The organism is Microbacterium sp. NPDC087591, assembly GCF_044743625.1.
Lineage (GTDB): Bacteria > Actinomycetota > Actinomycetes > Actinomycetales > Microbacteriaceae > Microbacterium.
This window is the reverse complement of record NZ_JBIUWU010000001.1, coordinates 1348966-1368788: the sequence shown is the minus strand read 5'-3', so window position 1 is coordinate 1368788 and position 19823 is coordinate 1348966. Positions and strand designations below refer to the sequence as shown.

21 protein-coding genes are annotated in these 19823 nt (G+C 69.2%); 13 read left to right on the top strand and 8 right to left on the bottom strand.

Annotated features, from left to right (window positions below; all coding sequences use genetic code 11):
* Position 1: 1 nt before the first annotated feature.
* Together ACIOVG_RS06385 and ACIOVG_RS06380 are read right to left on the bottom strand one after the other, a co-directional pair.
* A complete protein-coding gene (locus ACIOVG_RS06385; protein WP_400870404.1) occupies positions 2 to 1300 on the bottom strand; it encodes an ABC transporter substrate-binding protein in 1299 nt (432 codons plus the stop codon).
* A gap of 34 nt (positions 1301 to 1334) precedes the next feature.
* Positions 1335 to 2243, bottom strand: a complete 909-nt coding sequence (locus tag ACIOVG_RS06380; protein WP_400870401.1) for a nucleoside hydrolase — start codon at positions 2241 to 2243, stop codon at positions 1335 to 1337.
* Between the two features lie 237 nt (positions 2244 to 2480).
* Here ACIOVG_RS06380 and ACIOVG_RS06375 point away from each other — a divergent pair, with 237 nt between their 5' ends.
* Both ACIOVG_RS06375 and ACIOVG_RS06370 read left to right on the top strand, forming a co-directional pair.
* Positions 2481 to 2927 carry a hypothetical protein gene (locus ACIOVG_RS06375; protein ID WP_400870399.1) on the top strand — a complete coding sequence of 149 codons (447 nt, stop codon included), beginning with the start codon at positions 2481 to 2483 and terminating at the stop codon, positions 2925 to 2927.
* Positions 2928 to 2986: 59 nt separating this feature from the next.
* Positions 2987 to 3118: a hypothetical protein gene (locus ACIOVG_RS06370; RefSeq protein ID WP_400870396.1), complete on the top strand. Its 132-nt coding sequence runs from the start codon at positions 2987 to 2989 to the stop codon at positions 3116 to 3118.
* Between the two features lie 34 nt (positions 3119 to 3152).
* Here the strand turns inward: ACIOVG_RS06370 and ACIOVG_RS06365 are convergent, their stop codons facing one another.
* Positions 3153 to 3518 carry a cupin domain-containing protein gene (locus ACIOVG_RS06365; RefSeq protein ID WP_400870393.1) on the bottom strand — a complete coding sequence of 122 codons (366 nt, stop codon included), beginning with the start codon at positions 3516 to 3518 and terminating at the stop codon, positions 3153 to 3155.
* 161 nt (positions 3519 to 3679) lie between these two features.
* Entirely contained in the window at positions 3680 to 4921 is a 1242-nt protein-coding gene (locus ACIOVG_RS06360) for an MFS transporter (protein WP_400870390.1), read from the bottom strand.
* 82 nt (positions 4922 to 5003) lie between these two features.
* On the opposite strand from ACIOVG_RS06360, the gene ACIOVG_RS06355 reads away from it, so the two are divergent.
* The 3 genes from ACIOVG_RS06355 (at position 5004) to ACIOVG_RS06345 (ending at position 7423) form a co-directional block, all read left to right on the top strand.
* The gene (locus tag ACIOVG_RS06355; protein WP_363557603.1) at positions 5004 to 5309 is read left to right on the top strand and encodes a transcriptional regulator; all 306 of its coding nucleotides are present in this window, start codon (positions 5004 to 5006) and stop codon (positions 5307 to 5309) included.
* A 293-nt stretch (positions 5310 to 5602) separates the two neighbouring features.
* Entirely contained in the window at positions 5603 to 6946 is a 1344-nt protein-coding gene (locus ACIOVG_RS06350) for a DUF222 domain-containing protein (RefSeq protein ID WP_400870387.1), read from the top strand.
* A gap of 138 nt (positions 6947 to 7084) precedes the next feature.
* Positions 7085 to 7423, top strand: coding sequence for a YciI family protein (locus ACIOVG_RS06345; protein WP_400870384.1), 339 nt, complete (start codon positions 7085 to 7087; stop codon positions 7421 to 7423).
* Positions 7424 to 7439: 16 nt separating this feature from the next.
* Here ACIOVG_RS06345 and ACIOVG_RS06340 read toward each other — a convergent pair whose 3' ends face one another.
* The gene (locus ACIOVG_RS06340; RefSeq protein WP_400872693.1) at positions 7440 to 7727 is read right to left on the bottom strand and encodes a helix-turn-helix domain-containing protein; all 288 of its coding nucleotides are present in this window, start codon (positions 7725 to 7727) and stop codon (positions 7440 to 7442) included.
* Positions 7728 to 7795: 68 nt separating this feature from the next.
* On the opposite strand from ACIOVG_RS06340, the gene map reads away from it, so the two are divergent.
* The gene (gene map, locus ACIOVG_RS06335; protein WP_400870381.1) at positions 7796 to 8569 is read left to right on the top strand and encodes a type I methionyl aminopeptidase; all 774 of its coding nucleotides are present in this window, start codon (positions 7796 to 7798) and stop codon (positions 8567 to 8569) included.
* Between the two features lie 6 nt (positions 8570 to 8575).
* On the opposite strand, the gene ACIOVG_RS06330 is transcribed toward map, so the two are convergent.
* The 3 genes from ACIOVG_RS06330 to ACIOVG_RS06320 form a co-directional block, all read right to left on the bottom strand.
* Positions 8576 to 10162, bottom strand: a complete 1587-nt coding sequence (locus ACIOVG_RS06330; RefSeq protein WP_400870379.1) for a glycosyltransferase family 2 protein — start codon at positions 10160 to 10162, stop codon at positions 8576 to 8578.
* A gap of 83 nt (positions 10163 to 10245) precedes the next feature.
* Entirely contained in the window at positions 10246 to 11763 is a 1518-nt protein-coding gene (locus ACIOVG_RS06325) for a DUF4127 family protein (protein ID WP_400870376.1), read from the bottom strand.
* 14 nt (positions 11764 to 11777) lie between these two features.
* Complete coding sequence (locus ACIOVG_RS06320) at positions 11778 to 12497, bottom strand: GntR family transcriptional regulator (RefSeq protein ID WP_400870373.1); 720 nt, start codon at positions 12495 to 12497, stop codon at positions 11778 to 11780.
* Between the two features lie 126 nt (positions 12498 to 12623).
* Here ACIOVG_RS06320 and ACIOVG_RS06315 point away from each other — a divergent pair, with 126 nt between their 5' ends.
* The 7 genes from ACIOVG_RS06315 (at position 12624) to ACIOVG_RS06285 (ending at position 19812) form a co-directional block, all read left to right on the top strand.
* On the top strand, positions 12624 to 13913 hold the full coding sequence (locus ACIOVG_RS06315; protein WP_400870370.1) for an ABC transporter substrate-binding protein: 1290 nt from the start codon (positions 12624 to 12626) through the stop codon (positions 13911 to 13913).
* Between the two features lie 10 nt (positions 13914 to 13923).
* Positions 13924 to 14892 (top strand): carbohydrate ABC transporter permease, encoded by a 969-nt coding sequence (locus ACIOVG_RS06310; protein WP_400870367.1) that lies wholly within the window; start codon positions 13924 to 13926, stop codon positions 14890 to 14892.
* Entirely contained in the window at positions 14879 to 15745 is an 867-nt protein-coding gene (locus ACIOVG_RS06305; protein WP_400870364.1) for a carbohydrate ABC transporter permease, read from the top strand. Before ACIOVG_RS06310 ends, ACIOVG_RS06305 begins: the two co-directional genes overlap by 14 nt.
* Positions 15742 to 16431, top strand: coding sequence for an N-acetylmannosamine-6-phosphate 2-epimerase (locus tag ACIOVG_RS06300; RefSeq protein WP_400870361.1), 690 nt, complete (start codon positions 15742 to 15744; stop codon positions 16429 to 16431). Before ACIOVG_RS06305 ends, ACIOVG_RS06300 begins: the two co-directional genes overlap by 4 nt.
* Positions 16428 to 17336, top strand: a complete 909-nt coding sequence (locus ACIOVG_RS06295) for an ROK family protein (RefSeq protein WP_400870358.1) — start codon at positions 16428 to 16430, stop codon at positions 17334 to 17336. The genes ACIOVG_RS06300 and ACIOVG_RS06295 overlap by 4 nt, the downstream gene beginning before the upstream one ends.
* 94 nt (positions 17337 to 17430) lie before the next feature.
* Positions 17431 to 18021, top strand: coding sequence for a PadR family transcriptional regulator (locus ACIOVG_RS06290; RefSeq protein ID WP_400870355.1), 591 nt, complete (start codon positions 17431 to 17433; stop codon positions 18019 to 18021).
* A 45-nt stretch (positions 18022 to 18066) separates the two neighbouring features.
* Positions 18067 to 19812 (top strand): ABC1 kinase family protein, encoded by a 1746-nt coding sequence (locus tag ACIOVG_RS06285; RefSeq protein ID WP_400870353.1) that lies wholly within the window; start codon positions 18067 to 18069, stop codon positions 19810 to 19812.
* Positions 19813 to 19823 lie beyond the last annotated feature (11 nt).

Genomic DNA, 19823 nt, shown 5'->3' with positions numbered 1-19823 from the left:
CCTACTTCAGTCGGTCGATCTGCTCGGTGATCTCCTTGTCGGCCTGCGCCGCGCGTTCCGCCGGGTCGGACCCGTTGCGGATGTCGGAGAACATCTGGTTGGCGCCGGGCTCGAACACGCTGTATCCGACGACGACCGGTCGGTGCACCGCGTTGTCCTGCAATTGGTACTCCATGATGTCGCCGAAGGGGGCGGACGATTCGCCCGCGGTGCCGCTGACCCGCTCGGCGTACTGGGCGTAAGCCTCCTTCGTCGTCGGCGCGATTCCTGCCACCTCGGCGGACTGGGCGTTGCCGGTCGCGTCGATCGTGATGTAGCGGAGGAACGCTTCGGCGGCCTCCTGGTTCTCGGACTTCTCGGCGATCGCGACGCCCCACGAATCGGTCGACGTCGCGCGCTCACCGCCCTCGAAGTAGGGAGCGGGGGCCATGCCCCAGGCGATGTCTCCGTCTTCGTTCACGGCCACGCCCCAGGGGCCCGAGATCATGAACGCCGCCTTGCCGGTCTGGAAGAGCGCGCCGTTCTTGTCGTTCGTGATTCCCCGAGGAGAGAGACCCTCTTCGAAGAGGTCGTGGTACCACGACAGCGCCCGCTGCCATCCGTCGTTCGAGAAGTCGACGACACCCTCGTCATCGATCCCGTCGCCGCCGCCCGCAGATCGGCCCAGCATCTGCAGCTGGTAGTACGAGTCCCACTGGTCGAACAGGAACGGATACTCGGCGACGCCGGCTTCCTGCACCTTTCGGGCCGCTTCTGTGAGCTGCTCATACGTCCATGGGTCGGTCGGATCGGTCGACGGCGGCTCGACGCCGGCCGCGGCGAGCAGATCGGCGTTGTAGTAGAGGAACTGCGACGTCGTCCACGGCTCGATCGCGCGCAACGTGCCGTCGACCTCGCGCGCCGTGACCATGCTCTCCGAGACGGATGCCTCGACGGCGTCCTCCTTGAGGGCGCTGAGGTCGGCGAGGAAGCCGCGGTTGGTCCAGTCGAGTAGGCCGCCGCCGGCATCCACGACCATGACGTCGATACCGCCGCCTCCGCCGCCGAGGCGCTGGTTGATCGTGCTCGTGTACTGCGCGTACGGGATGTTGAGCTGCTTGATGGTGATGCCCGGGTGCTCCTTCTGGAACGCCTCGACCACCGGTGCCCAGGTCTCCGCGGGGTCGGCGTTCGCGAAGGTGAGCGTGACCGCCCCGCCTTCGTCTCCGGCCTGGCTCTGGCCGCCGGCGCAGCCGGCCAGGACCAGGCCGGCGATGGTCAGCCCGGCGACGGCGGTCGCACGCATCGGGTTCGTGTGCATGTGCTGGTCTCCTCGTTGAGTGTGATGCAGGGTGTCAGATGGGGGTGGAAGCGGAAGTGGAGGTATCCGCGGCGGTGAGGATGCGATCGGTGATCTCGGCAGCGACGGCATCGACATCCATGTCCGTCACGATCGAATGGATGCCGTCGGAGTCGTGCTGGAAGAGGGTCCGGCCCTCCGGTGTCACCGTCACGGTCCCGGCCGCGATCTCGAAGAGGTCGGGACGGGCGAGCGTGAGCACGGCGATCGGGTCGTGGGGCACGTTGTAGTCCTGCTCGGCGAAGGCCCAGAATCGGGTCATCTCGGCGGCGACCATGGCGCCCAGCGGGCCCGCCGCGCCGATGCGGGCGAGCTCGTCGCTGCCGAGGCGTACACGCTCGGTCTGCTCGAGTCCGACGGCGAGCACAGGGACGTCTGACGCGAAGAGCGAGCGGGCGGCATCGATGTCGCACTTGATGTTGTGCTCGACGATGTCGCGGCGGAAGTCGCCACCCATGATGACGACCTGGTTCACGCGGTGCCCTGCCTGCATCGTAGCGGCGGCCGCGTCGGTGAGAGGGCCGATCGCGACGAGGGTGGCGCTCGCGGCGAGCAGGTCGATGGCAGAGACCGCGGACTCGAACTCATGGTCGTCGAGGTCGGCGATGGTCGATCCTTCGTGCCCTGGCCACCAGACGGGTCGTCCCGACTGCGTCTCCGCGTGGCCGGCGGCGATCGGGGGAGGAGTCAGGCCGGCGGCGCGGTAGGTTGCCGCGACGATCCGTGCGCGAAGCTCGACATCACCGTAAACAGTAGTGACTCCTGTGACGTGGAGCTCGGGGGAGCCGAAGATCATCGACAAGGCGAGAAGGTCATCGACATCCGTGCCGATGTCGGTGTCGAGGACGAACTCTCTCGACGGACGACCGGAGCTTCGGTCTGCCGTCAGCAGTGACTGGCTCATGTGTTCCTTACGCGACGGGTCCCGAGGCTTCGCCTGGGAAGTGGTGCTGATATGGCGATGCTACTCGAGTAGATTCACGCCTGCAAGAGAGAATCTACTCGAGTTGAACGCCGGTTTCGCATCGCAAGCGAGATGGCTGTACCGGTCGATAGGCCAGGGGTCGGTCCGGGCGGGTCCCCTCCACGATTCTCAGAAGCGATCGGACGAGGGGCTCGGCAACGCGACAAGGGGAGAACTGTGGAAGGGACGAACGCACCGGATCGACGCGCCGTGTTGCGAGCGGCCGTCTGGTCCGCGCCCGTCATCGCCGTCACCGCCGCGACCCCGCTGGCCGCAGCGAGCGCGCAGGCCCTGTCGTGGACATGGACGGCCCAGATGATCACGTCCCGACAGGCGCAGACCAATTTCACCGCGACGAACTCCACTGACGATCCCATCGACGTCGTCTTCGTCGCTCCCCGGTTGCAGGGCGCGGTCGAGCTCTACGGCTACGGGTTCGGCTCCTGGGCGATCACCCTCACGTCGACCGCCGTCGTGTGCACGGCTACCGTTCCCGCGCAGGGATCCTTGACCACCCCGTTCCTCGGCTACTTCACCCGCACGCCGCCCACGACCGAGGTGCTCGTCGGTTCGCTGACGCCCAGCGGGTCATCCGTGCCGACCCTCACTCTCACCTTCACCTGAGGCTTCCCGACGGCGGAGCATCCGACGGGGGCGCGCCTGTCCGCTGCGCCAACTCACCGATGCTCGTCGTCTCGGTGGTGTGGTTCCGGATGATCCCGCTCGATCAGTTCTCGTCGGGCTCCTGGTCGGTGTTCAGTCCGTTCCCCTTCGGAGTCATCAGCGTCGATGTCACGCCCATGACCGAGTCCTGAATCGAGCCGGAGACGGATGCTGCGGCGCGGCCTGTCAGCCGAGTTCTTGCAGTGTTGCGGTCATGTCGCCGCCGGCATCCCCGGTGTTGACCGTGCCCTTCGGCTCGAACAGGATCGCGTGCACCTCTTCCTCTGCCTTCGGGCAGTGCTCGACCCCGCGCGGCACCACGAAGACATCGCTCGGGTTCAGCACCACATCGCGGTCGCGGAGCTGGATCGTCAGCTGCCCGCTCACGACCATGAACAGCTCATCGGTGTCGGGGTGCGTGTGCCAGACGAACTCGCCCTGCAGCTTGACCACCTTGACGTCGTAGTCGTTGATGCTGGTCAGTCGGTGCGGCTGCCAGTGCTCGGTGATCGTGGCGAGAGCATCCTGCACGTTGCGAACGTCGTCTGTCATGCCTCGAAGCCTAGCGACGTCCTTTCGGTCGGTTCGTGACGGCGGCATTCGGGAGGAGAACTCGCTTTCGTGCGGAGCAATCGCGCCGAGGGATCCTCCCGAAGGGGAGTTCTCCTTCGGAGCCGGCGGGCGCACGGGCGAGCGCGCGGGCGAACGGTGCCTCAGGCCCGCCCGGCCCGCACCCGCAGTCCGAACGCGACCCCCGCCAGCGCGATGACCACGACGCCGTACCCGACGCACACGGCCTCCAGCCCGACGACCCCCACGAGTGCCCCGGCGATGACGGCCGGCACGCCGAAGGCCAGGTACGCGAGCAGGTAGATGACGGCGAAGGTGTCGGCGCGCTGGGTCGCCGGGATCCGCGGGGCGAGCGAGCCGACCACTCCCGAGAACGCGGTGCCGAAGCCCATGCCGGTGACGGCGGCGGCGGCGAGGTAGAAGGGCAGCGACTCCACGCCGAGCGCGATCAGCGACAGAAGCGTGCCGACTGCCAGGGCCGAGGTGCCGAACAGCACCATCGAGCGCGCGGGGATCTTGCGCAGCACGAACGCGGTGACCGCGCCGACTCCGGCGAGCAGCACGACGCCGAGCCCCTGCCAGATGTGGTCTGTGCCGCCGAGCTCGCCGCGCACGATGTTGGCACCGAGCGACAGGAACAGCCCGCCGGTCGCCCAGCCCGCGATCACGGCGGGGGCTCCACGCCAGAAGTCCGCGCGGATCTCCTGCGGGATTGACAGGCGGAAGCTCAGCGACGCCCACACTCCCGGCTTGCGCGGTGCGGTCTCGGGGATGAGGAAGAAGAGTGCCGCGAGCACGATGTACGCGGAAGTCAGCGGCGCGAACACGTCGAGCAGCGCCTCGCCGCTGACGTCGAGCATCACGGCCGAGGTGAGCGCCCCGAGGGCGAGTCCGATGCCGGGGCTCAGCGCGTTCCACAGCGCCGCGACGCCCGGACGTCCGCCCGGCGCGAAGTCGAGCACCGTCGCCGAGAGCGCGGAGATCAGCAGACCGCTCGCGATGCCCTGCAGGATGCGGGCGAGGAACAGCACGGCGACGGCATCTGCGTGCCAGAACAGGAACATGCTCCCCGCCAGCAGCAGGAACCCGGCGATGGCGACCGGTCGGCGGCCGATGTGGTCCGAGAGCGACCCGGCGGTGAGGAGGGTGAGCAGCAGGGCCACGGCGTAGACCGCGAACACGGCGCTGATGACGATCGCGTCGAAACCGATGTCCTGCGCCAGCACCGGATAGAACGGCGACGGCGCACTGGCCCCGACCATCATCAGGATCTGCGCCACGATCGCCAGCGCGAACCCGAATCGTGCACGCGGGCGGGTCGGCGCATGCGCCTGTCGAAGGGCAGCGGATGCCGTCGGCACGACGATCGGCGCGGTACTGGTCATGGCGACTCCTCATATGGTTCGAGAATCATCGAACTATCGGAGCGTACTCGCCATCCGTCAATTGTTCAACTATTATCGAACCATGCCTGGCGATCTTCCGCACCCGGAGCGCTCCGAGATCCAGCTGACCGATGTGCTCTTCGCGCTCAGCGACCCCGAGCGCCTCGCCATCACGCGCCAGCTCGCCGACGGCCCGCTCGACATGGCCGCCTGCCACGCCACAGACCCGAACCTCCCCAAGTCGACCAAGTCGCACTTCATGAAGGTGCTGCGCGAGGCGGGCGTCATCCGCAATGAGCCCAACGGTCGCCGACGGATGCTCACGCTCCGCCGTGACGATCTCGACGCGCTGTTCCCGGGACTGCTGGAGTCGGTGCTCCGGAATTAGCTGCGGGGGCGGGTGCGGGTGCGGGGCTCCGCGGTTGACGGTGCACTTCGCTCGGACGAATGCGCTTGCCTCGGCCGTATGCGGCAGATCTGGCCGAGGCGAGGGTATTCGGCCGAGGCAAGCGCCGGGTCGGGGTGGCTGAACCCGGCGGCCGAAGCAGGTGCCTCAACCACGCTCTAGCCAGACTTGACGTCTCTGCGCCGGTCCCCAGGCTCCCGCTGCGGCATGCTGAAGTATCGGAATACATTCGAACAAAAATACGAATTCGGTCCTTCTCCGCGGTAAAATCGAGTATGTCCACACTCCTCGCCCTGCACGACGCGGTCCTCCGCCTCGATGCCGTGTGGGCGGATGCGGATGACGCGCTCGAGCTGACGCGGAATCAGCTCATCGGGGTCCACGAGGCCATCGGAGCGCTGCAGCGCCAGTTGGATGCCGTGCACGCCGAGGTGGCTGCGGGCATCGCGCGGGAGTCTCGTCCCGAACTCGGCGCCGATGGCCTGGCCAAGCAGCGGGGGTACCGTTCGCCGGCCAAACTCATCGCCGCGACCACGGGTATCTCGACCGGCGACGCCGCGCGACTGGTCGCGGTGGGCGAGGCTACGGCTCCGCGCAGTGACCTTCTGGGCGCGCGCCTGCCCGCCAGGTATCCTGCCGTGCGCGCGGCGCTCGAGTCGGGGATGATCGGCGTCCAGGCTGCCGCCTTGATCGTGGCGCTCCTCGACCGATGCCGCGTCGCGGCCGGCGCGGAGCGCATCGCAGTGGGGGAGCGGATGCTGGCAGAAGCTGCCCCCGGCCTTTCGCTCGACGACCTGCGCAAGCTCATCGTGCGGGCGGAAGCGTGGTTGGATCCGGATGGGGTCGAACCGCGCGGCGAGGAGCAGCGCAGCGCCCGTTCGCTCAGGATGTTCGAGCGCAACGGCATGCTGCACCTCGACGCCAAGCTCGATGTCGAGACGGCGGCTCCGATCGTCGCTGCCATCCGCGGATACGTCACCGCGGCGTTCGCGGCCCGCGCGGAGGCTCCCGACCCCGAATCGCCGGATGCGGATCGCCGCACGGTCGCGATGATCCAGGCCGATGGCCTCGCCGTCCTCTGCGCTCACGCGCTGGGATGCACCGCGGAGCGACTCCCGCTGGCCGGGGCGACGGTGATCGTGCGCATCGGCCTCGATGAACTGCAGTCCGGAACGGGTTCCGCGGCGATCGACGGCATCGACCAGCCCATCAGCGTCGCGGCGGCCCGTCGGATGGCGGCCGGAGGTGGCGTGATCCCCTGTGTTCTCGGTGGTGAGAGCGAGATCCTCGACTGGGGTCGGGAGAAGCGCCTTTTCACCCGCGCGCAACGACGGGCACTGGTGGAACGCGACGGAGGATGTGCGATGTGCGGGCTGCCGCCGGAGATGACGAAAGCGCATCACATCCGATGGTGGAAGCGGGATCATGGACCGACCGACCTGTCGAACGGCGTGCTGTTGTGCGAGACGTGTCACCATCGCATCCACGACAACGACTGGGAGATCCGCATCGACGGCGCAGGAGTGGCCGCGCGCGTCTGGTTCGTGCCTCCGCGCTACGTCGACCCCGCCCGCACTCCGCGCCTCGGCGGTCGCGCCCGCTTCGACATCGCCGCCTGACGAGCGGGCGAGCGGGCGAGCAGACGAGCGGGCGAGCAGGCGAGCGGGCGAGCGGACCAGCGGGCGTGCGGTTGAGCGGACGAGCAGCGGCGACGCAACCCCCTTGTTCCGTCGCCACCCGCGCGGCACCATCGACGCATGACCAAGTTCCTCATCTCGTTCCCGAGTGATGCCATGCAGGTCGCCGAAGAGGACTTCCCGACCGTCGTGGCCGAGTCCCATGCGGTGATCGCCGAGGCCAAAGCGGCGGGCGTCTACGTCTTCGGCGGGGGCATCGCCGAAGAGATCGATCCCGTGCTGGTCGCGGTCGACGGCACCGTCCAGAAGACCACCTATCCGGGCAGCGAGCTCACCGGCGGCTTCACGGTGCTCGAACTGCCGACCCGCGAAGACGCGGTCGAGTGGGCGCACAGGATCGCCAAGGCGTGCCGGTGCGCACAGGAGCTCCGCGAGTTCGCCTACGACCCGGAGAGCTGACCCGCGGCGATCTCGGCTACGAGGCGATCCGCTCCCGGCCGGGAGCGAGGCCGGCGAGGGCATCTGTTCCGATCTCGGCCCACAGGGCGTCCAGCGAGATCTCGAGCACTCCGGCGATCGCGGCGATCGTCGAGAATGCCGGCGTCGCGACCCGGCCCGACTCGATCTTGCGCAGCGTCTCGGGCGAGACTCCGGCGTCGAGGGCGACGCTCAGCATCGACCGCTCCCCGCGCGCGCGGCGCAGCAGGGCGCCCAGGCGCTCGCCGCGTGCGAGCTCGGCGGGGGTCAGCGGCATCCGGACCATCATGATGCCCATACTAATACCGGGATAGTATTACCGGGATAGTTTTCGGTACCCACGGAGAGACCCCCATGATCGAGATCCTGACCCCTGCCGAGTTGGACCGCGCCCGCGAGACGGGGGCGCTCGTCGGCACCATCCTGCAGGCCATGAAGGAGCGCGCCACGGTCGGGGTGAACCTGCTCGACATCGACAAGTGGACGAAGCAGATGATCGAGGATGCCGGCGCCGTCTCCTGCTACGTCGACTACGCGCCCTCGTTCGGCCGCGGACCCTTCGGCCACTACATCTGCACGGCCGTGAACGACGCCGTGCTGCACGGCCTTCCCCACGACTACGCGCTCCGCGACGGCGACCTGCTCACGCTCGACCTCGCCGTCACGCTGCGCGGCATCTCGGCTGACGCGGCCATCAGCTTCGTGGTCGGGGAGACCCAGGCTCCCGAAGACCTCGCCATGATCGACGCGACCGAGCGCGCGCTCGCCGCGGGTATCGCCGCCGCCCGCCCGAAGGCGCGCATCGGCGACATCTCGCGCGCGATCGGCACCGTGCTGCGCGGTGCCGGCTACCCGATCAACCTCGAGTTCGGCGGCCACGGCATCGGCTCGACCATGCACCAGGACCCGCACATCGCGAACGACGGACGCCCGGGCCGCGGCTACATCCTGCGCCCCGGTCTGCTGCTCGCGATCGAGCCGTGGGTCATGGCCGACACCGACGAGCTCGTGACGGATGACGACGGCTGGACCCTCCGCAGCGCGACCGGCGCCCGCACCGCGCATACCGAGCACACCATCGCGATCACCGAGAAGGGTGCGGAGATCCTGACCCTGCCGCGGGGCTGACGCCCCCTACTTCCGCCGTGCGCGCCAACGCCGCATCGCGCGGCCGGCCGAATCCTTCAGCCGGCCTCCCGGCCATTCGCGCCGCAGCTCCACACCACCGTCATCCGTGGCGACGAGTTCGCACGTGCGACCGGCCAGGAACGGCGACCTGCCGGCGCGGGCGAGCGTCTCGGGGTCTGCCTGAACGGGAACGTCGAAGGTCCAGCCGGCCCGTCGGATCCTCGCGGTGAGGCGAGCGCTGCGCAGCGCATCCGTCGGGCCGAAGGTCTTGAGCGGGTCGACCGTCACGGCGACCGCACCCAGGTCGGGTTGCCGCTGTGTCGCCAGCGATCGCGAGCCCGCCTCCGCGTCCCCCGAGACGATGTCGGACAGCACGAGCTCGACTCGGTCGTTGCGCAGCTCGCCGCCGGCGACGAGGGCGTCCGCCGGCAGATCTGCGAGCCACGGCACCGACACCAGCCGATCCGCGCCGGCCTTGGTCGTCTCGAAGACCAGGGCATCGTGCCCGTCGTGAGTGATCGTCACCCGCAGCATGAGATGGAGTCCTCCGCCGCGCGACCAGGCGGCGGAGGTCACCGTCGCCCGGCACCCCATGTCGGTCTCGAATCGTGCGAGGCGCACGAGGTCCTCCCACCGACCGGCACGCAGCAGAGCGGAGCGGATGCGGTGCGGGAACGCGAGACCGCCGTCGACGCCGGGCCCGAACCTCCTCTGCACCAGCGGTGCGACCACGCGCAGCAGACGCTCGCGGTAGGCGACGGGGTACTTCGCCATGCGCCGACCCGCGAGCCGCGCCAGGATCTTCCCTCGGTACCAGTGCCGCAGCAGCCGGTCCCGCAGCCGGCCCGGTTCGGTGTGCGCCTCGACCAGGTCGAGCACGGCCTCCAGGTGCGGGAAGTACGACTCCGGATCGATGCGCGACGAGCTGGCGCTCCCCGGGTGCTTGACCCACGCGTAGCAGGGCTCGCTCGCCAGGATCGAGATCGTCTCGGCCGCGAAGTACGCCTGCATCACGAACAGGTGATCCTCCAGGCGGACCTTGCCGTCGGGGAAGCGGATGCCGTTCGCGCGCAGGAACGCCGTGCGGAACAGCTTGTGCGGGGTCAGCATCTCCAGCAGCGGGTCCTCGCCCAGCCGTGCGCGCGGGATGTCGCGGCGGAAGATCCGCGTCGGCAGATCGCGACCGATCCCGACCTCGCGGCCGACGACGACATCCGACCCGTGTCGATCGGCGTAGTCGCACAGCTTCTCGAGCGCGCCGTCGAACAGCCAGTCGTCCTGATCCACGAACTGCACGTAGGTCCCGCGGGCGGCCTCGACGCCGCGGTTGCGCGGGGTACCAGGCCATCCGGAGTGCGGCAGATCCAGCACGCGCACGTTCGACCGCGTGCGCGCGACCTCCATCAGCCGGGCGTGCGTCTCCTGGCCGGAGCCGTCGTCGCACAGCAGCACCTCGAACGCTTCGGTGGGCAGGGTCTGGCGGTCGAACGAGGCGATCAGATCGTCGAACGTGGGACCGGGCCGGAACACCGGAACCACCACGCTCACTCGGACGGACGCGGACGGCTCTTGACGATCAGACTCTGGGGACACCAGAGCGAGTCAAACATGACTTCCTGTGCGCTGCACGGGGGTTGCCTTTTCGGCGCGCCCCGTGCATGGCGTCGTGAGATCGGTCAGCGGGACTCCTCCGTCAGCACGAGACCGATCTCGAATGAGCGTCGCCACGGCAGCGTCAGCTCCGCGATCTGCACGCCGTCGGCGGGGAGCATCGCCTCCAGGAGCGAGGAGAGCTCGTCGCGGATCGCCTCCTCGGCCTTCGCGACCTGGGCGTCGTCCGTCATCGGATAGATGTCGGGGAACAGCGCCGCGCCGGAATCCGTGCGCACGACGGCCTGGTACGCGAAGTCGTCGAGCAGGCGGGTCAACAGGGCGATGCGCGCCGCGCGGGCGTCGAACGTCCCCGCAGCGCGACCGACGACGGCCGCGGCCGCGACGGCGACCACGCTGCCGAGCGTGTTCCCCGCCGTGTTCCACCCGCCGAACGCCTCCAGCCGGCCGAGCAGGTCCGCCTCGGCGAGCGCGCGGACCAGGGCTTCGTCCGCGCCGTTCGGGTAGCGCACATCGGCGAGGGCGACATGCTCCCCGGCATCCAGGCGTGCCTGCACGAGGGCGACCGTGCCGGCCACGGCATCCGCATCGACGGCGTCGGGTCGTCCGCGGAACATGTCGTGACGGTCGGGGTCGGGGGCGTGCAGCACGAGGGTCACGTCTCCTCCCTCGTCGACCTCCACCGCCCCGGCGGCGCGGATCTGGCGGCTGGCGGATGCCGAGAGCGACATGTTCTCGTACGGGGGGATCCGCGTCATGCCGTCGGCGTCTGCGCACGCGACCGAGAACGACGCCGTCACGCCGGCATGCGCAGCCAGGGCGCGTGCGACCAGGGCGGCACCGACCTCGTCGGCGCCCGGGTACATGAGCACGCTCCGGCCGGAGGGGAGCATCCGCATCCAGTGGCGCAGCCACACCTGCTCGGCGCTTCCGGCCGCGAAAGGCGCCGTGTCGTCGGCGGTGATGGCGAGGAAGTCGAGGGTCGAGTCCTCGACGAGCGCGAGAGCGGAGAGGTTAGCGATGTGATTGCGCAGGCGCCGGGTCGAGTAGTCCGACACGACGTCGGCCGGCACCGGGGTCAGGTCGGCGAGCGGCAGCACCTCAGTCTCGCCGAGCAGCCGGTGAGCATCGCCGCCCAGCGCGTGGATCTCCTTGCCGTGCGTCGTCCAGTACGCGGGCTCCTCCTCCGCCGCCGAGTACGAGTTGCTCGCGCGCGTGACGAGGGAGACCGCCGAGACCGGCAGGTCGGGCCGGCGCCGGCGGACCTCGCGCAGCACGTCGAGGCGTTCCAGGACGGTGCGCGTCGTGTCGTCGCTGGTGCGGCTGGCGATGAGTCCGCCGTAGAGGAGCATGTCGACGGAGACGACCAGGTGCACGGTCGCCGGGTCGGCGGCACGCTCGAGCAGCCACTCGCCGAGGGCCGCGGCATCGCCAGCCGTGCGGTACGAGGGGAGGAGCTCGGCCGGGGGGACATCGAGCGTCACTCCCGCCACGGCGGCGACGTCGCCGGGAAGCCGGACGTTCACCGGCCGATCGTCGAGCGGCAGCAGGGCGATGCGGGGGCGGGGGGACGGGTCGGACACGAGGGGACTGCCTTTCACGAGGGGCGGGAGATCGAGACGAGGTAGGAGTAGCGGTCGCCGCGGTACACCGATTCGGCGTACTCGATGGGGCGGCTGCGCGCGTCGTAGGTCGTGCGCTTGACCAGGAAGGCGGGGGAGAAGGGTGGGGTCTGCAGTGCTTCGGCCTGCTCCTCGTCGAGCACCACCGCGTGGATCTCCTGATCGGCGCGCACGGCGACGACACCGAAGCGGGTGCGCAGGTCGTCGTAGAGCGAGTCGCCCACGATGCCGTCTTCGAGGCCGGGCACGGCGTCGGCGGCGATCGCGCAGACCTCGAGGCAGATAGGGATGTCGTCTGCCGTGCGCACGCGACGGATGCGCACGACGGGAGACTGCGGGCTGAGGTTGAGCGCGTAGCCGGCGGTCTGCCCGGCCGCGGCGGTGCCCACATCGACCGAGAGTGATCCTGGCCGCATGTTGCGGGTGTGCATGTCCTCCGAGAACGAGGTCAGCTCGAAGGTCTTGCTGATGCGCGACGCGCTGACGAAGGTGCCAGCACCCTGCAGGCGGTAGACGATGCCGTCGCGTTCCAGTTCGTCGAGCGCGCGGCGGACCGTCTGCCGGTTCACCTCGAGCGACTCGGCCAGATCCCGCTCGGTCGGCAGCTTCTCATGGGGCGCGAGTCCCTGCTGGATGACCTCTTCCAGATGCCGACGCACGCGTTCGTGTTTCGTCAGACCGTCGATCGCCGTCATGGCATCCCCCTCATTTGGACTAACCCAATCTTGACGACAGCCGCCGGATGTGTCAATGTCTGTTCTCAGCGGTTCCGAATTGGTCTATTCCAATCCTTTCAGGTCAATGTTGAGCGGAGAACACCCATGCACATGAAGCAGCACATGCGCCGGCGCGCACTGATCGCCGGTGCCCTCACCACGGCGACGGTCGTCGCCCTGACCGGATGCGGCACGGGCGGCGGCGATTCCGCTGGTCCGACCGAGATCACGTTCTCGTACCTGTGGGGCGGAGAGGAGGCGAAGGTCCTCGAGGAGATCATCGCCGACTTCAACGACAGCCAGGACGAGATCGTCGTCACGGGCGTGTCCAGCCCCGACACCCAGAAGCAGCTGACGTCGATGTCCTCGTCGAACGGCTCCTTCGACATCTCCGACAACTTCGGCAACACCGTCGGCGCCTGGGCCTCGAAGGGCATCCTGGCTCCCCTCGACGACGCGATCGCGGCGGAGGGCATCGACGTCGATGACTTCGTGCCCAGCGCCATGGAGCAGATGACCTACGACGGCAAGATCTACTCGCTGCCGATCGCGATCCACAGCTTCCAGCTCCTCTACAACACGCAGCTCCTGGCGGAGGCCGGTGTCACCCCGCCGACCACCATGGACGAGCTCGCCCAGGCGATCCAGAAGCTGACCAAGGTCGATGACTCCGGCAAGATCACCCAGCTCGGTCTCGGCTCCGCCAATGACAGCACCACACTGACGACCCTCGGCTATGCCTTCGGCGGCACCTGGGACGGCGAGGATGGTCCGACCCCCGCGGATGCGGGCAACCTCGAGGCCCTGCAGTGGTACCAGGACAACGTGGTCGAGCCGGTCGGTGCCGAGGCCATGGCCACCTTCGTGTCCGGTCAGGGCGAGTACCTCTCGGCGCAGGACCCGTTCTTCAGCGGCAAGGTCGCGATGATCATCGACGGGGAATGGCGTTCGGCCAGCGCCGCGAAGGTCGCTCCGGACTTCGAGTGGGGTGTCACCGCGATCCCGGCGGCATCCGCCGAGCTGGAGAACAGCACGCAGGTCACCGCCAGCACCCTCTTCATCCCCGCGAACTCGAAGCACAAGGAGGAGGCGGCGACGTTCCTCGCCTACCTGGTCAGCGAGAAGCCGATGGAGAAGTTCGCCGCGGCCCTCGGCAACCTCGCCGGGCGCACCTCGCTGTCCGACAGCGCGGCCTTCGCCGATCTGCAGGACTTCGACGTCTGGGCGGCAGCTGCATCATCGCCGAACGCGAAGTCGCTGTCGAGCCGTCCGTACAGCGCCGAGTACGCGACCGACCTCGCGACCGCCTTCGACGAGGTGGTGCGCCTGACGGCGACCCCCGAAGAGGCGATCGCCACGGTCGAGGAGCGCATGGCCAACTACTCGACGAAGTGATCGGGACTCCGTGACCACTGCATCTGCACTCCGGGTCCGGCGGGAGAATGCTCCCGCCGGACCCGGCGGTCGCGCCCGGCGTCGACGCAGCCGCCGCTCCACCCTGATCGGTCTCGCGTTCGCGTCGCCGTTCATCGTCGGCTTCCTCTTCCTGTTCGCGTACCCGATCGCGGCCTCGGCGTACTACAGCTTCACGGACTTCAACCTCTTCCAGTCGCCGGAGTGGGTGGGGCTGGCCAACTACGTGCAGATGTTCAACGACGGCGTCTTCTGGAAGTCGCTCGCCAACACCGCTGTGCTCACGGTCTTCGGCGTCCCGCTCGCGATCGGCATCGCCCTGGCCGGCGCGCACCTGCTGAACACGCCGGTGCGCGGTCAGCCGCTCTACCGCGCGCTCGTCTACCTGCCCTCGATCGTTCCCGTGGTCGTCGGCGGCTACCTGTGGCGCTGGCTCCTCAACGCCCAGTACGGGTTCGTGAACCACTTCCTCTCGTGGTTCGGGATCGAGGGTCCGGCATGGCTGCAGCAGCCGGAGTGGACCAAACCCGCCATCATCCTGATGTCGTTGTGGACGGTGGGCGGCACCATGATCATCTATCTCGCCGCGCTCCAGGAGGTGCCCCAGGAGCTCTACGAGGCGGCCGAGCTCGACGGCGCCGGTGTCTGGCGCCGCTTCACGAACGTCACCTGGCCCACGGTCTCCCCTGTGACGCTGTTCCAGGTGATCGTGAGCATCATCGGGTTCCTGCAGATCTTCACGCAGCCGTACATCCTCTCGCAGGAGCGGTTGAACCAGGCCGGTTCAGGACCGGGGCAGTCGATGCTGTCGTATGCGATGTACCTCTACCAGAACGCCTTCGTGTTCCTGAAGATGGGGTATGCCTCCGCGATGGCCTGGACCCTGTTCATCGTCACGCTGATCGTGAGCCTGATCGTGCTCGCGACCTCGAGGAAGTGGGTGCACGATGGCGCACGCTGACACCATCGCGACGAGCCGGAGCTCCCGGAGCCCCCGACGCATCACGCGGCGCATCCGCCAGCAGATCTCGGTGGCACTGCTGGCGCTCGTCTTCCTGTTCCCGCTGCTCGTGATGCTCTCGACCGCGTTCAAGACACCCGATGACGTGTTCTCCTCTCCGCCGACCCTGCTGCCCAGCGAGTGGACGCTGGACAACTTCGCCGAGGCGTTCGCCCAGATCCCGGTCTGGCGCTACCTGGGCAACACGCTCTTCGTCTCGGGCATGAGCATCCTCGGGACGGTCATCTCGTGCCCGCTGGTCGCCTACGCGCTCGCCAAGGTGCGGTGGCGCGGCGCCCGCCCGCTGCTGATCCTGGTGCTCGCCACCATGATGCTGCCGCCGCAGGTGACGCTCATCCCGCTGTTCCTGGTGTGGAACGGGCTGGAGGCGACGAACACATATCTTCCGCTGATCGTTCCGGCGTTCCTCGGCACGCCGTTCTTCATCTTCATGATCCGCCAGTTCCTCCTCGCCGTCCCCGACGAGCTGATCGAGGCCGCGCGGCTGGACGGAGCATCCGAGTTCCGCACCTACGCGACGATCGTGCTGCCGCTCGCCCGGCCCGCGATCGTCACGGCGGCGATCTTCCAGTTCGTCTGGGCGTGGACCGACTTCCTCAATCCCCTCATCTATCTGAACGACCAGTCGACCTACACGCTGTCGATCGGTCTGTACGCCTTCTTCGGTGAGAACGACGTGGCCTGGGGGCCGCTGATGGCCGCGTGCGTGATGTTCACGCTGCCGGCTGTGGCGATCTTCCTCATCGGCCAGAGGTTCTTCATCGGCGGGGCCAGCGCAGGAGCACTCAAATGATCGACGACCCCCTCGACCTCATCGCCGGTCGCCTCATCGCATCGGTGCAGGCGGCGGCGGGAAGCCCCGTGCGCGACACGGCGGTGATCGCCGCCCTGGCGCAGTCGGCGCTGCGGGGAGGCGCGAGCGGCCTGCGCCTCAACGGCCCGGAGGACATCCGGCATGTGCGTGCGCTCACCCGGGCACCCATCATCGGACTGCACAAGGTGCACAACGGCACCCGCAACGTGATCACGCCCCGGGTGGACCTCGCCGTCGGTCTCGCGGATGCCGGCGCCGACGTGATCGCGGTCGATGCGACGGCCGAGCTGCTCGGCGACCGCTTCGAGCTGTTGCGCGAGATCGCCGACGAGACGGGACGTCCGGTCATGGCCGACGTCTCGACCTTCGACGAGGGGGTGCGCGCCTGGGAGTCCGGCGCGGCGATCGTGGGGACGACCCTGTCGGGCTACACGCCGCACTCGCGCAGCGCTGACGGCGCCGGCCCCGACATCCGCCTGGTCGAGCAGCTGGTCGCCGCCGGCGTGCCCACCATCGCCGAGGGACGCTACCAGACGCCGGAGCAGGTGCGTCAGGCGTTCGACTGCGGGGCCTTCGCGGTCGTCGTCGGCGGCGCCATCACCGATCCGATCGCGATCACCCGACGCTTCGTGGCCGCGACTCCGGCGATGCGGGGTGCGTCGTGATCGTCGGAGCCGACATCGGCGGCACGAAGACCGCGGTGGCCGGGTTCGTCCGTGACGGCGGCGGACTGCGGCGCATCACGCCGGTGCACACGGTTCCGACGCCGGCACGTGAAGGGGGCGAAGTGATCATCCGCGCCGTGGCGGATGCCGTGCGAGAGGTGTGCGGGTCCACCCCGCTCGAGGCGCTCGGCATCGGCACGGCCGGCGTCGTCGGACCCGACGGGTCGATCACGTCCGCCACCGACGCGATCCTCGGCTGGATCGGGTTCCCGGTGCGCGATGCGTTCGTGCGCGCCCTGGGAGTCCCTGTCTCCGTGGCCAACGACGTGCACGCGGCGGCGGTCGCGGAGAGCGCGCTCGGTGCGGGAGCGGATGCCGACTCCGTGCTCCTGGTCGCGGTGGGGACGGGGATCGGCGGCGCCGTCGTGCTGCACGGCGCGTTGCGTCGAGGGGCCACCGGCACCGCAGGGTCGATCGGTCACACCGAGATCGCGCTGCCGGCGCGGCTGGCTGCGCGCCGTTGCCCCTGTGGAGCCTCCGGGCACGTGGAAGCCGTGGCTTCGGGGCCGGCGCTCGAGCGGACGTACGCAGAGGAGAGCGGCGTGCGCCTGTCACTCCGCGAGGTGGACGCGGCCGCGCGGGCGGGTGACGCGATCGGCCAGCGGGTGATCACCGAGGGAGCGCAGTATCTGGGACGAGCGCTCGCCAGCGTGAACGCCGTGCTCGACGTCGAGCTGATCGTGGTCGGCGGAGGCGTCGCCGAGATCGGCGAGTCGTATCTGGCGGAGGTCGTGTCGGCCTACCGGGCGGCGGCGATGCCAGGACCCGCCGAGGCCCGCATCGTTCCCGCGGGTCTGGGCATCGACGCGGGGCTCACGGGCGCAGCGCTGTTGGCCGCGGGCTGAGCGCACCGTCTCGACCACCCGCGAGGATTCCCACCCCACGCACAGGGTTAACGATATATCGTTGACTATCGCTACCCAGCTACGGGAGGTCATCATGAACAACGCATTTCCCTCGAACCCGTTCGGCGGATCCGGCTTCGGAGCCGGCGCCGGCGGTCCGGCATCCGCTCTGTTCGAAGCAATGGATCAGCTCCGCAAGTCGTTCGACCCGCGTCCGGGCGGCGGCTCGCGCATGGCGCGCGGCGACGTGCGCTCCGCCGTGCTCTCGCTCCTCGCCGAGAAGCCCATGCACGGCTACCAGATCATCAACGAGATCTCCGAACGCAGCGGCGGTTCGTGGAAGCCCAGCGCGGGCTCCGTGTATCCCACCCTGCAGCTGCTCGCCGATGAAGGCCTGATCGAGGCCGAGGAGCAGAACGGTCGCAAGACCTACTCGCTCACGGAGGCGGGCCGCGATGTCGCCGCCGAGTCCGCCGACACCCCGGCCCCCTGGGAGTCGTCCGGTCACCGCACCGGCGAGTCCCGCGACAGCGCCCGGTTCAACGCGCTGCCCAAGGCGGGCGTCGACCTCGCGGCCGCCGCGGCCCAGGTCGGTCGCAGCGGAAGCCCGGAGCAGGTGCAGGCGACCATCGAGGTGCTCGACGAGGCTCGCCGTAGGCTGTACTCGATCCTCGCCCAGGACTGATCGCGCAGTGCGGCATCCGGCGAGGAGCGGCGAGAGGATGACGCGATGACGGATGCCGCGGCGCAGGGCGCCCATCGTGCCCGCTATCGCCGCATCCTGTCGTTCGCGGCGCGGGAATTCGTCAAGATCTGGTGGTTCGAACTGGTGCTCCCGCGGTTCGGGATGAGTTCGATCGCGGAGCGGACACGCGGTCCCCGCATGCAGAAGTTCGCACAGCGTTTCCACGCGCTCGCGATCGAGCTCGGCGGGCTCATGATCAAGGTCGGTCAGTTCATGTCGTCGCGACTCGACGTGCTGCCGCCCGAGATCACCGCCGAGCTCGAGGGGCTGCAGGACGAGGTGCCAGCGGTGCCGTTCGCCGACATCCGCGCGGCGGCCGAAGCCGAGCTGGGCATCCCGCTCACCCGCGCCTACGCCTGGTTCGACGAGACGCCGGTGGCCGCGGCATCCCTCGGCCAGGTGCACCGCGCCCGGCTCTCGGAGCTCGACGCCGCCGACACCGGACTCGAGAACGTCGTGGTCAAGGTGCAGCGTCCCGGCATCGACGGGATCGTCGCGGTCGACCTGGCCGCGCTCCGCCGCGTCGCCCGGTGGCTGACCCGTGTGCGTCTGGTCGCCGACCGCGTCGACGCTCCCGCGCTCGTGGAGGAGTTCGCCGAGACCAGTCTCGAAGAGATCGACTACCTGCACGAGGCAGCGAGTGCCGAGCGGTTCCGCGAGAACTTCGCCGACGACCCGCGCGTCGACACCCCCGAGATCGTGTGGGAGCGTTCGACCCGTCGGGTGCTCACCCTGTCGGATGTCACAGCGATCAAGATCAACGACACCGAGGCGCTGCGCGCCGCCGGTATCGACCCGGCGAAGGTCGCCGAGGTGTTCGCCGAGGTCATGTTCGACCAGGTGTTCACGCACAGCTTCGTGCACGCCGACCCGCACCCCGGCAACATCTTCGTGACGCCCGGCCCTTCGACCGGCTCAGGGACCCAGGAGACGGGCTCAGGCCCTTCGACCGACCCAGGGACCCAGAATCAGAACTGGCGGCTCACGTTCATCGACTTCGGCATGATGGCCGAGGTGCCGGACAGCCTGCGCGCCGGTCTGCGCACCCTGTTGATCGCCGTGACCGGCCGCGACAGCCGCGGGCTCGTCGCCGCAGCGCAGGAGATCGGGGTGCTGCTGCCCTCTGCCGACACCGCCGAGCTCGAACGCGCTCTGAAGGCGCTGTTCGCCCGCTTCGGCGGCATGGGCTTCGCCGAGCTGGCCACGGTCGACCCGCGCGAGTTCAAGGACTTCGCCGACGAGTTCGGCGACATGGTGCGCTCGCTCCCCCTGCAGCTGCCCGAGCACATGCTGCTCCTGATCCGCGCGGTCTCGTTGACCTCCGGCATGTGCAGCAGCCTGGACCCCTCGTTCAACGTGTGGGATGCCGCCGAGCCCTACGCCGGACGGCTGCTCCGCGACGAGACCGGCAACGTGGTGCAGGCCTTCGCGTCGCGGGCGATGGAGACCGCTGGCATCACGATGCGGCTGCCGAAGCGGATCGACGACATCATCGGCCGCGTCGACGACGGTACGGTGACGTTCGACACCTCCCGACTGGAGCGCCGGCTCGACCGCCTCGAAGGCATCGCCCGCCGGATCGCCTCGGGGGTGCTGTTCGCCGCGATGCTGGTGGGCGGCGCGCTGCTGGTCACCCCGCTGCCTCCGCTCGGCATCACGCTGATCTGCGTCTCGGTGCTCCCGCTGCTGCACTCCGTGTTCGCGGGAGTCGGTCGGCGCGGGCCGCGCTGACCCCGCAGAGC

What these genes read in the sequence shown, in the direction of transcription:
- ACIOVG_RS06385 (WP_400870404.1), bottom strand. Translation starts at nt 1,300, where the DNA reads ATGCACACGAACCCGATGCGTGCGACCGCCGTCGCCGGGCTGACCATC.
- ACIOVG_RS06380 (WP_400870401.1), bottom strand. Translation starts at nt 2,243, where the DNA reads ATGAGCCAGTCACTGCTGACGGCAGACCGAAGCTCCGGTCGTCCGTCG.
- ACIOVG_RS06370 (WP_400870396.1), top strand. Translation starts at nt 2,987, where the DNA reads ATGCTCGTCGTCTCGGTGGTGTGGTTCCGGATGATCCCGCTCGATCAG.
- ACIOVG_RS06365 (WP_400870393.1), bottom strand. Translation starts at nt 3,518, where the DNA reads ATGACAGACGACGTTCGCAACGTGCAGGATGCTCTCGCCACGATCACC.
- ACIOVG_RS06360 (WP_400870390.1), bottom strand. Translation starts at nt 4,921, where the DNA reads ATGACCAGTACCGCGCCGATCGTCGTGCCGACGGCATCCGCTGCCCTT.
- ACIOVG_RS06355 (WP_363557603.1), top strand. Translation starts at nt 5,004, where the DNA reads ATGCCTGGCGATCTTCCGCACCCGGAGCGCTCCGAGATCCAGCTGACC.
- ACIOVG_RS06350 (WP_400870387.1), top strand. Translation starts at nt 5,603, where the DNA reads ATGTCCACACTCCTCGCCCTGCACGACGCGGTCCTCCGCCTCGATGCC.
- ACIOVG_RS06345 (WP_400870384.1), top strand. Translation starts at nt 7,085, where the DNA reads ATGACCAAGTTCCTCATCTCGTTCCCGAGTGATGCCATGCAGGTCGCC.
- ACIOVG_RS06340 (WP_400872693.1), bottom strand. Translation starts at nt 7,727, where the DNA reads ATGGTCCGGATGCCGCTGACCCCCGCCGAGCTCGCACGCGGCGAGCGC.
- map (WP_400870381.1), top strand. Translation starts at nt 7,796, where the DNA reads ATGATCGAGATCCTGACCCCTGCCGAGTTGGACCGCGCCCGCGAGACG.
- ACIOVG_RS06320 (WP_400870373.1), bottom strand. Translation starts at nt 12,497, where the DNA reads ATGACGGCGATCGACGGTCTGACGAAACACGAACGCGTGCGTCGGCAT.
- ACIOVG_RS06315 (WP_400870370.1), top strand. Translation starts at nt 12,624, where the DNA reads ATGCACATGAAGCAGCACATGCGCCGGCGCGCACTGATCGCCGGTGCC.
- ACIOVG_RS06305 (WP_400870364.1), top strand. Translation starts at nt 14,879, where the DNA reads ATGGCGCACGCTGACACCATCGCGACGAGCCGGAGCTCCCGGAGCCCC.
- ACIOVG_RS06300 (WP_400870361.1), top strand. Translation starts at nt 15,742, where the DNA reads ATGATCGACGACCCCCTCGACCTCATCGCCGGTCGCCTCATCGCATCG.
- ACIOVG_RS06290 (WP_400870355.1), top strand. Translation starts at nt 17,431, where the DNA reads ATGAACAACGCATTTCCCTCGAACCCGTTCGGCGGATCCGGCTTCGGA.
- ACIOVG_RS06285 (WP_400870353.1), top strand. Translation starts at nt 18,067, where the DNA reads ATGACGGATGCCGCGGCGCAGGGCGCCCATCGTGCCCGCTATCGCCGC.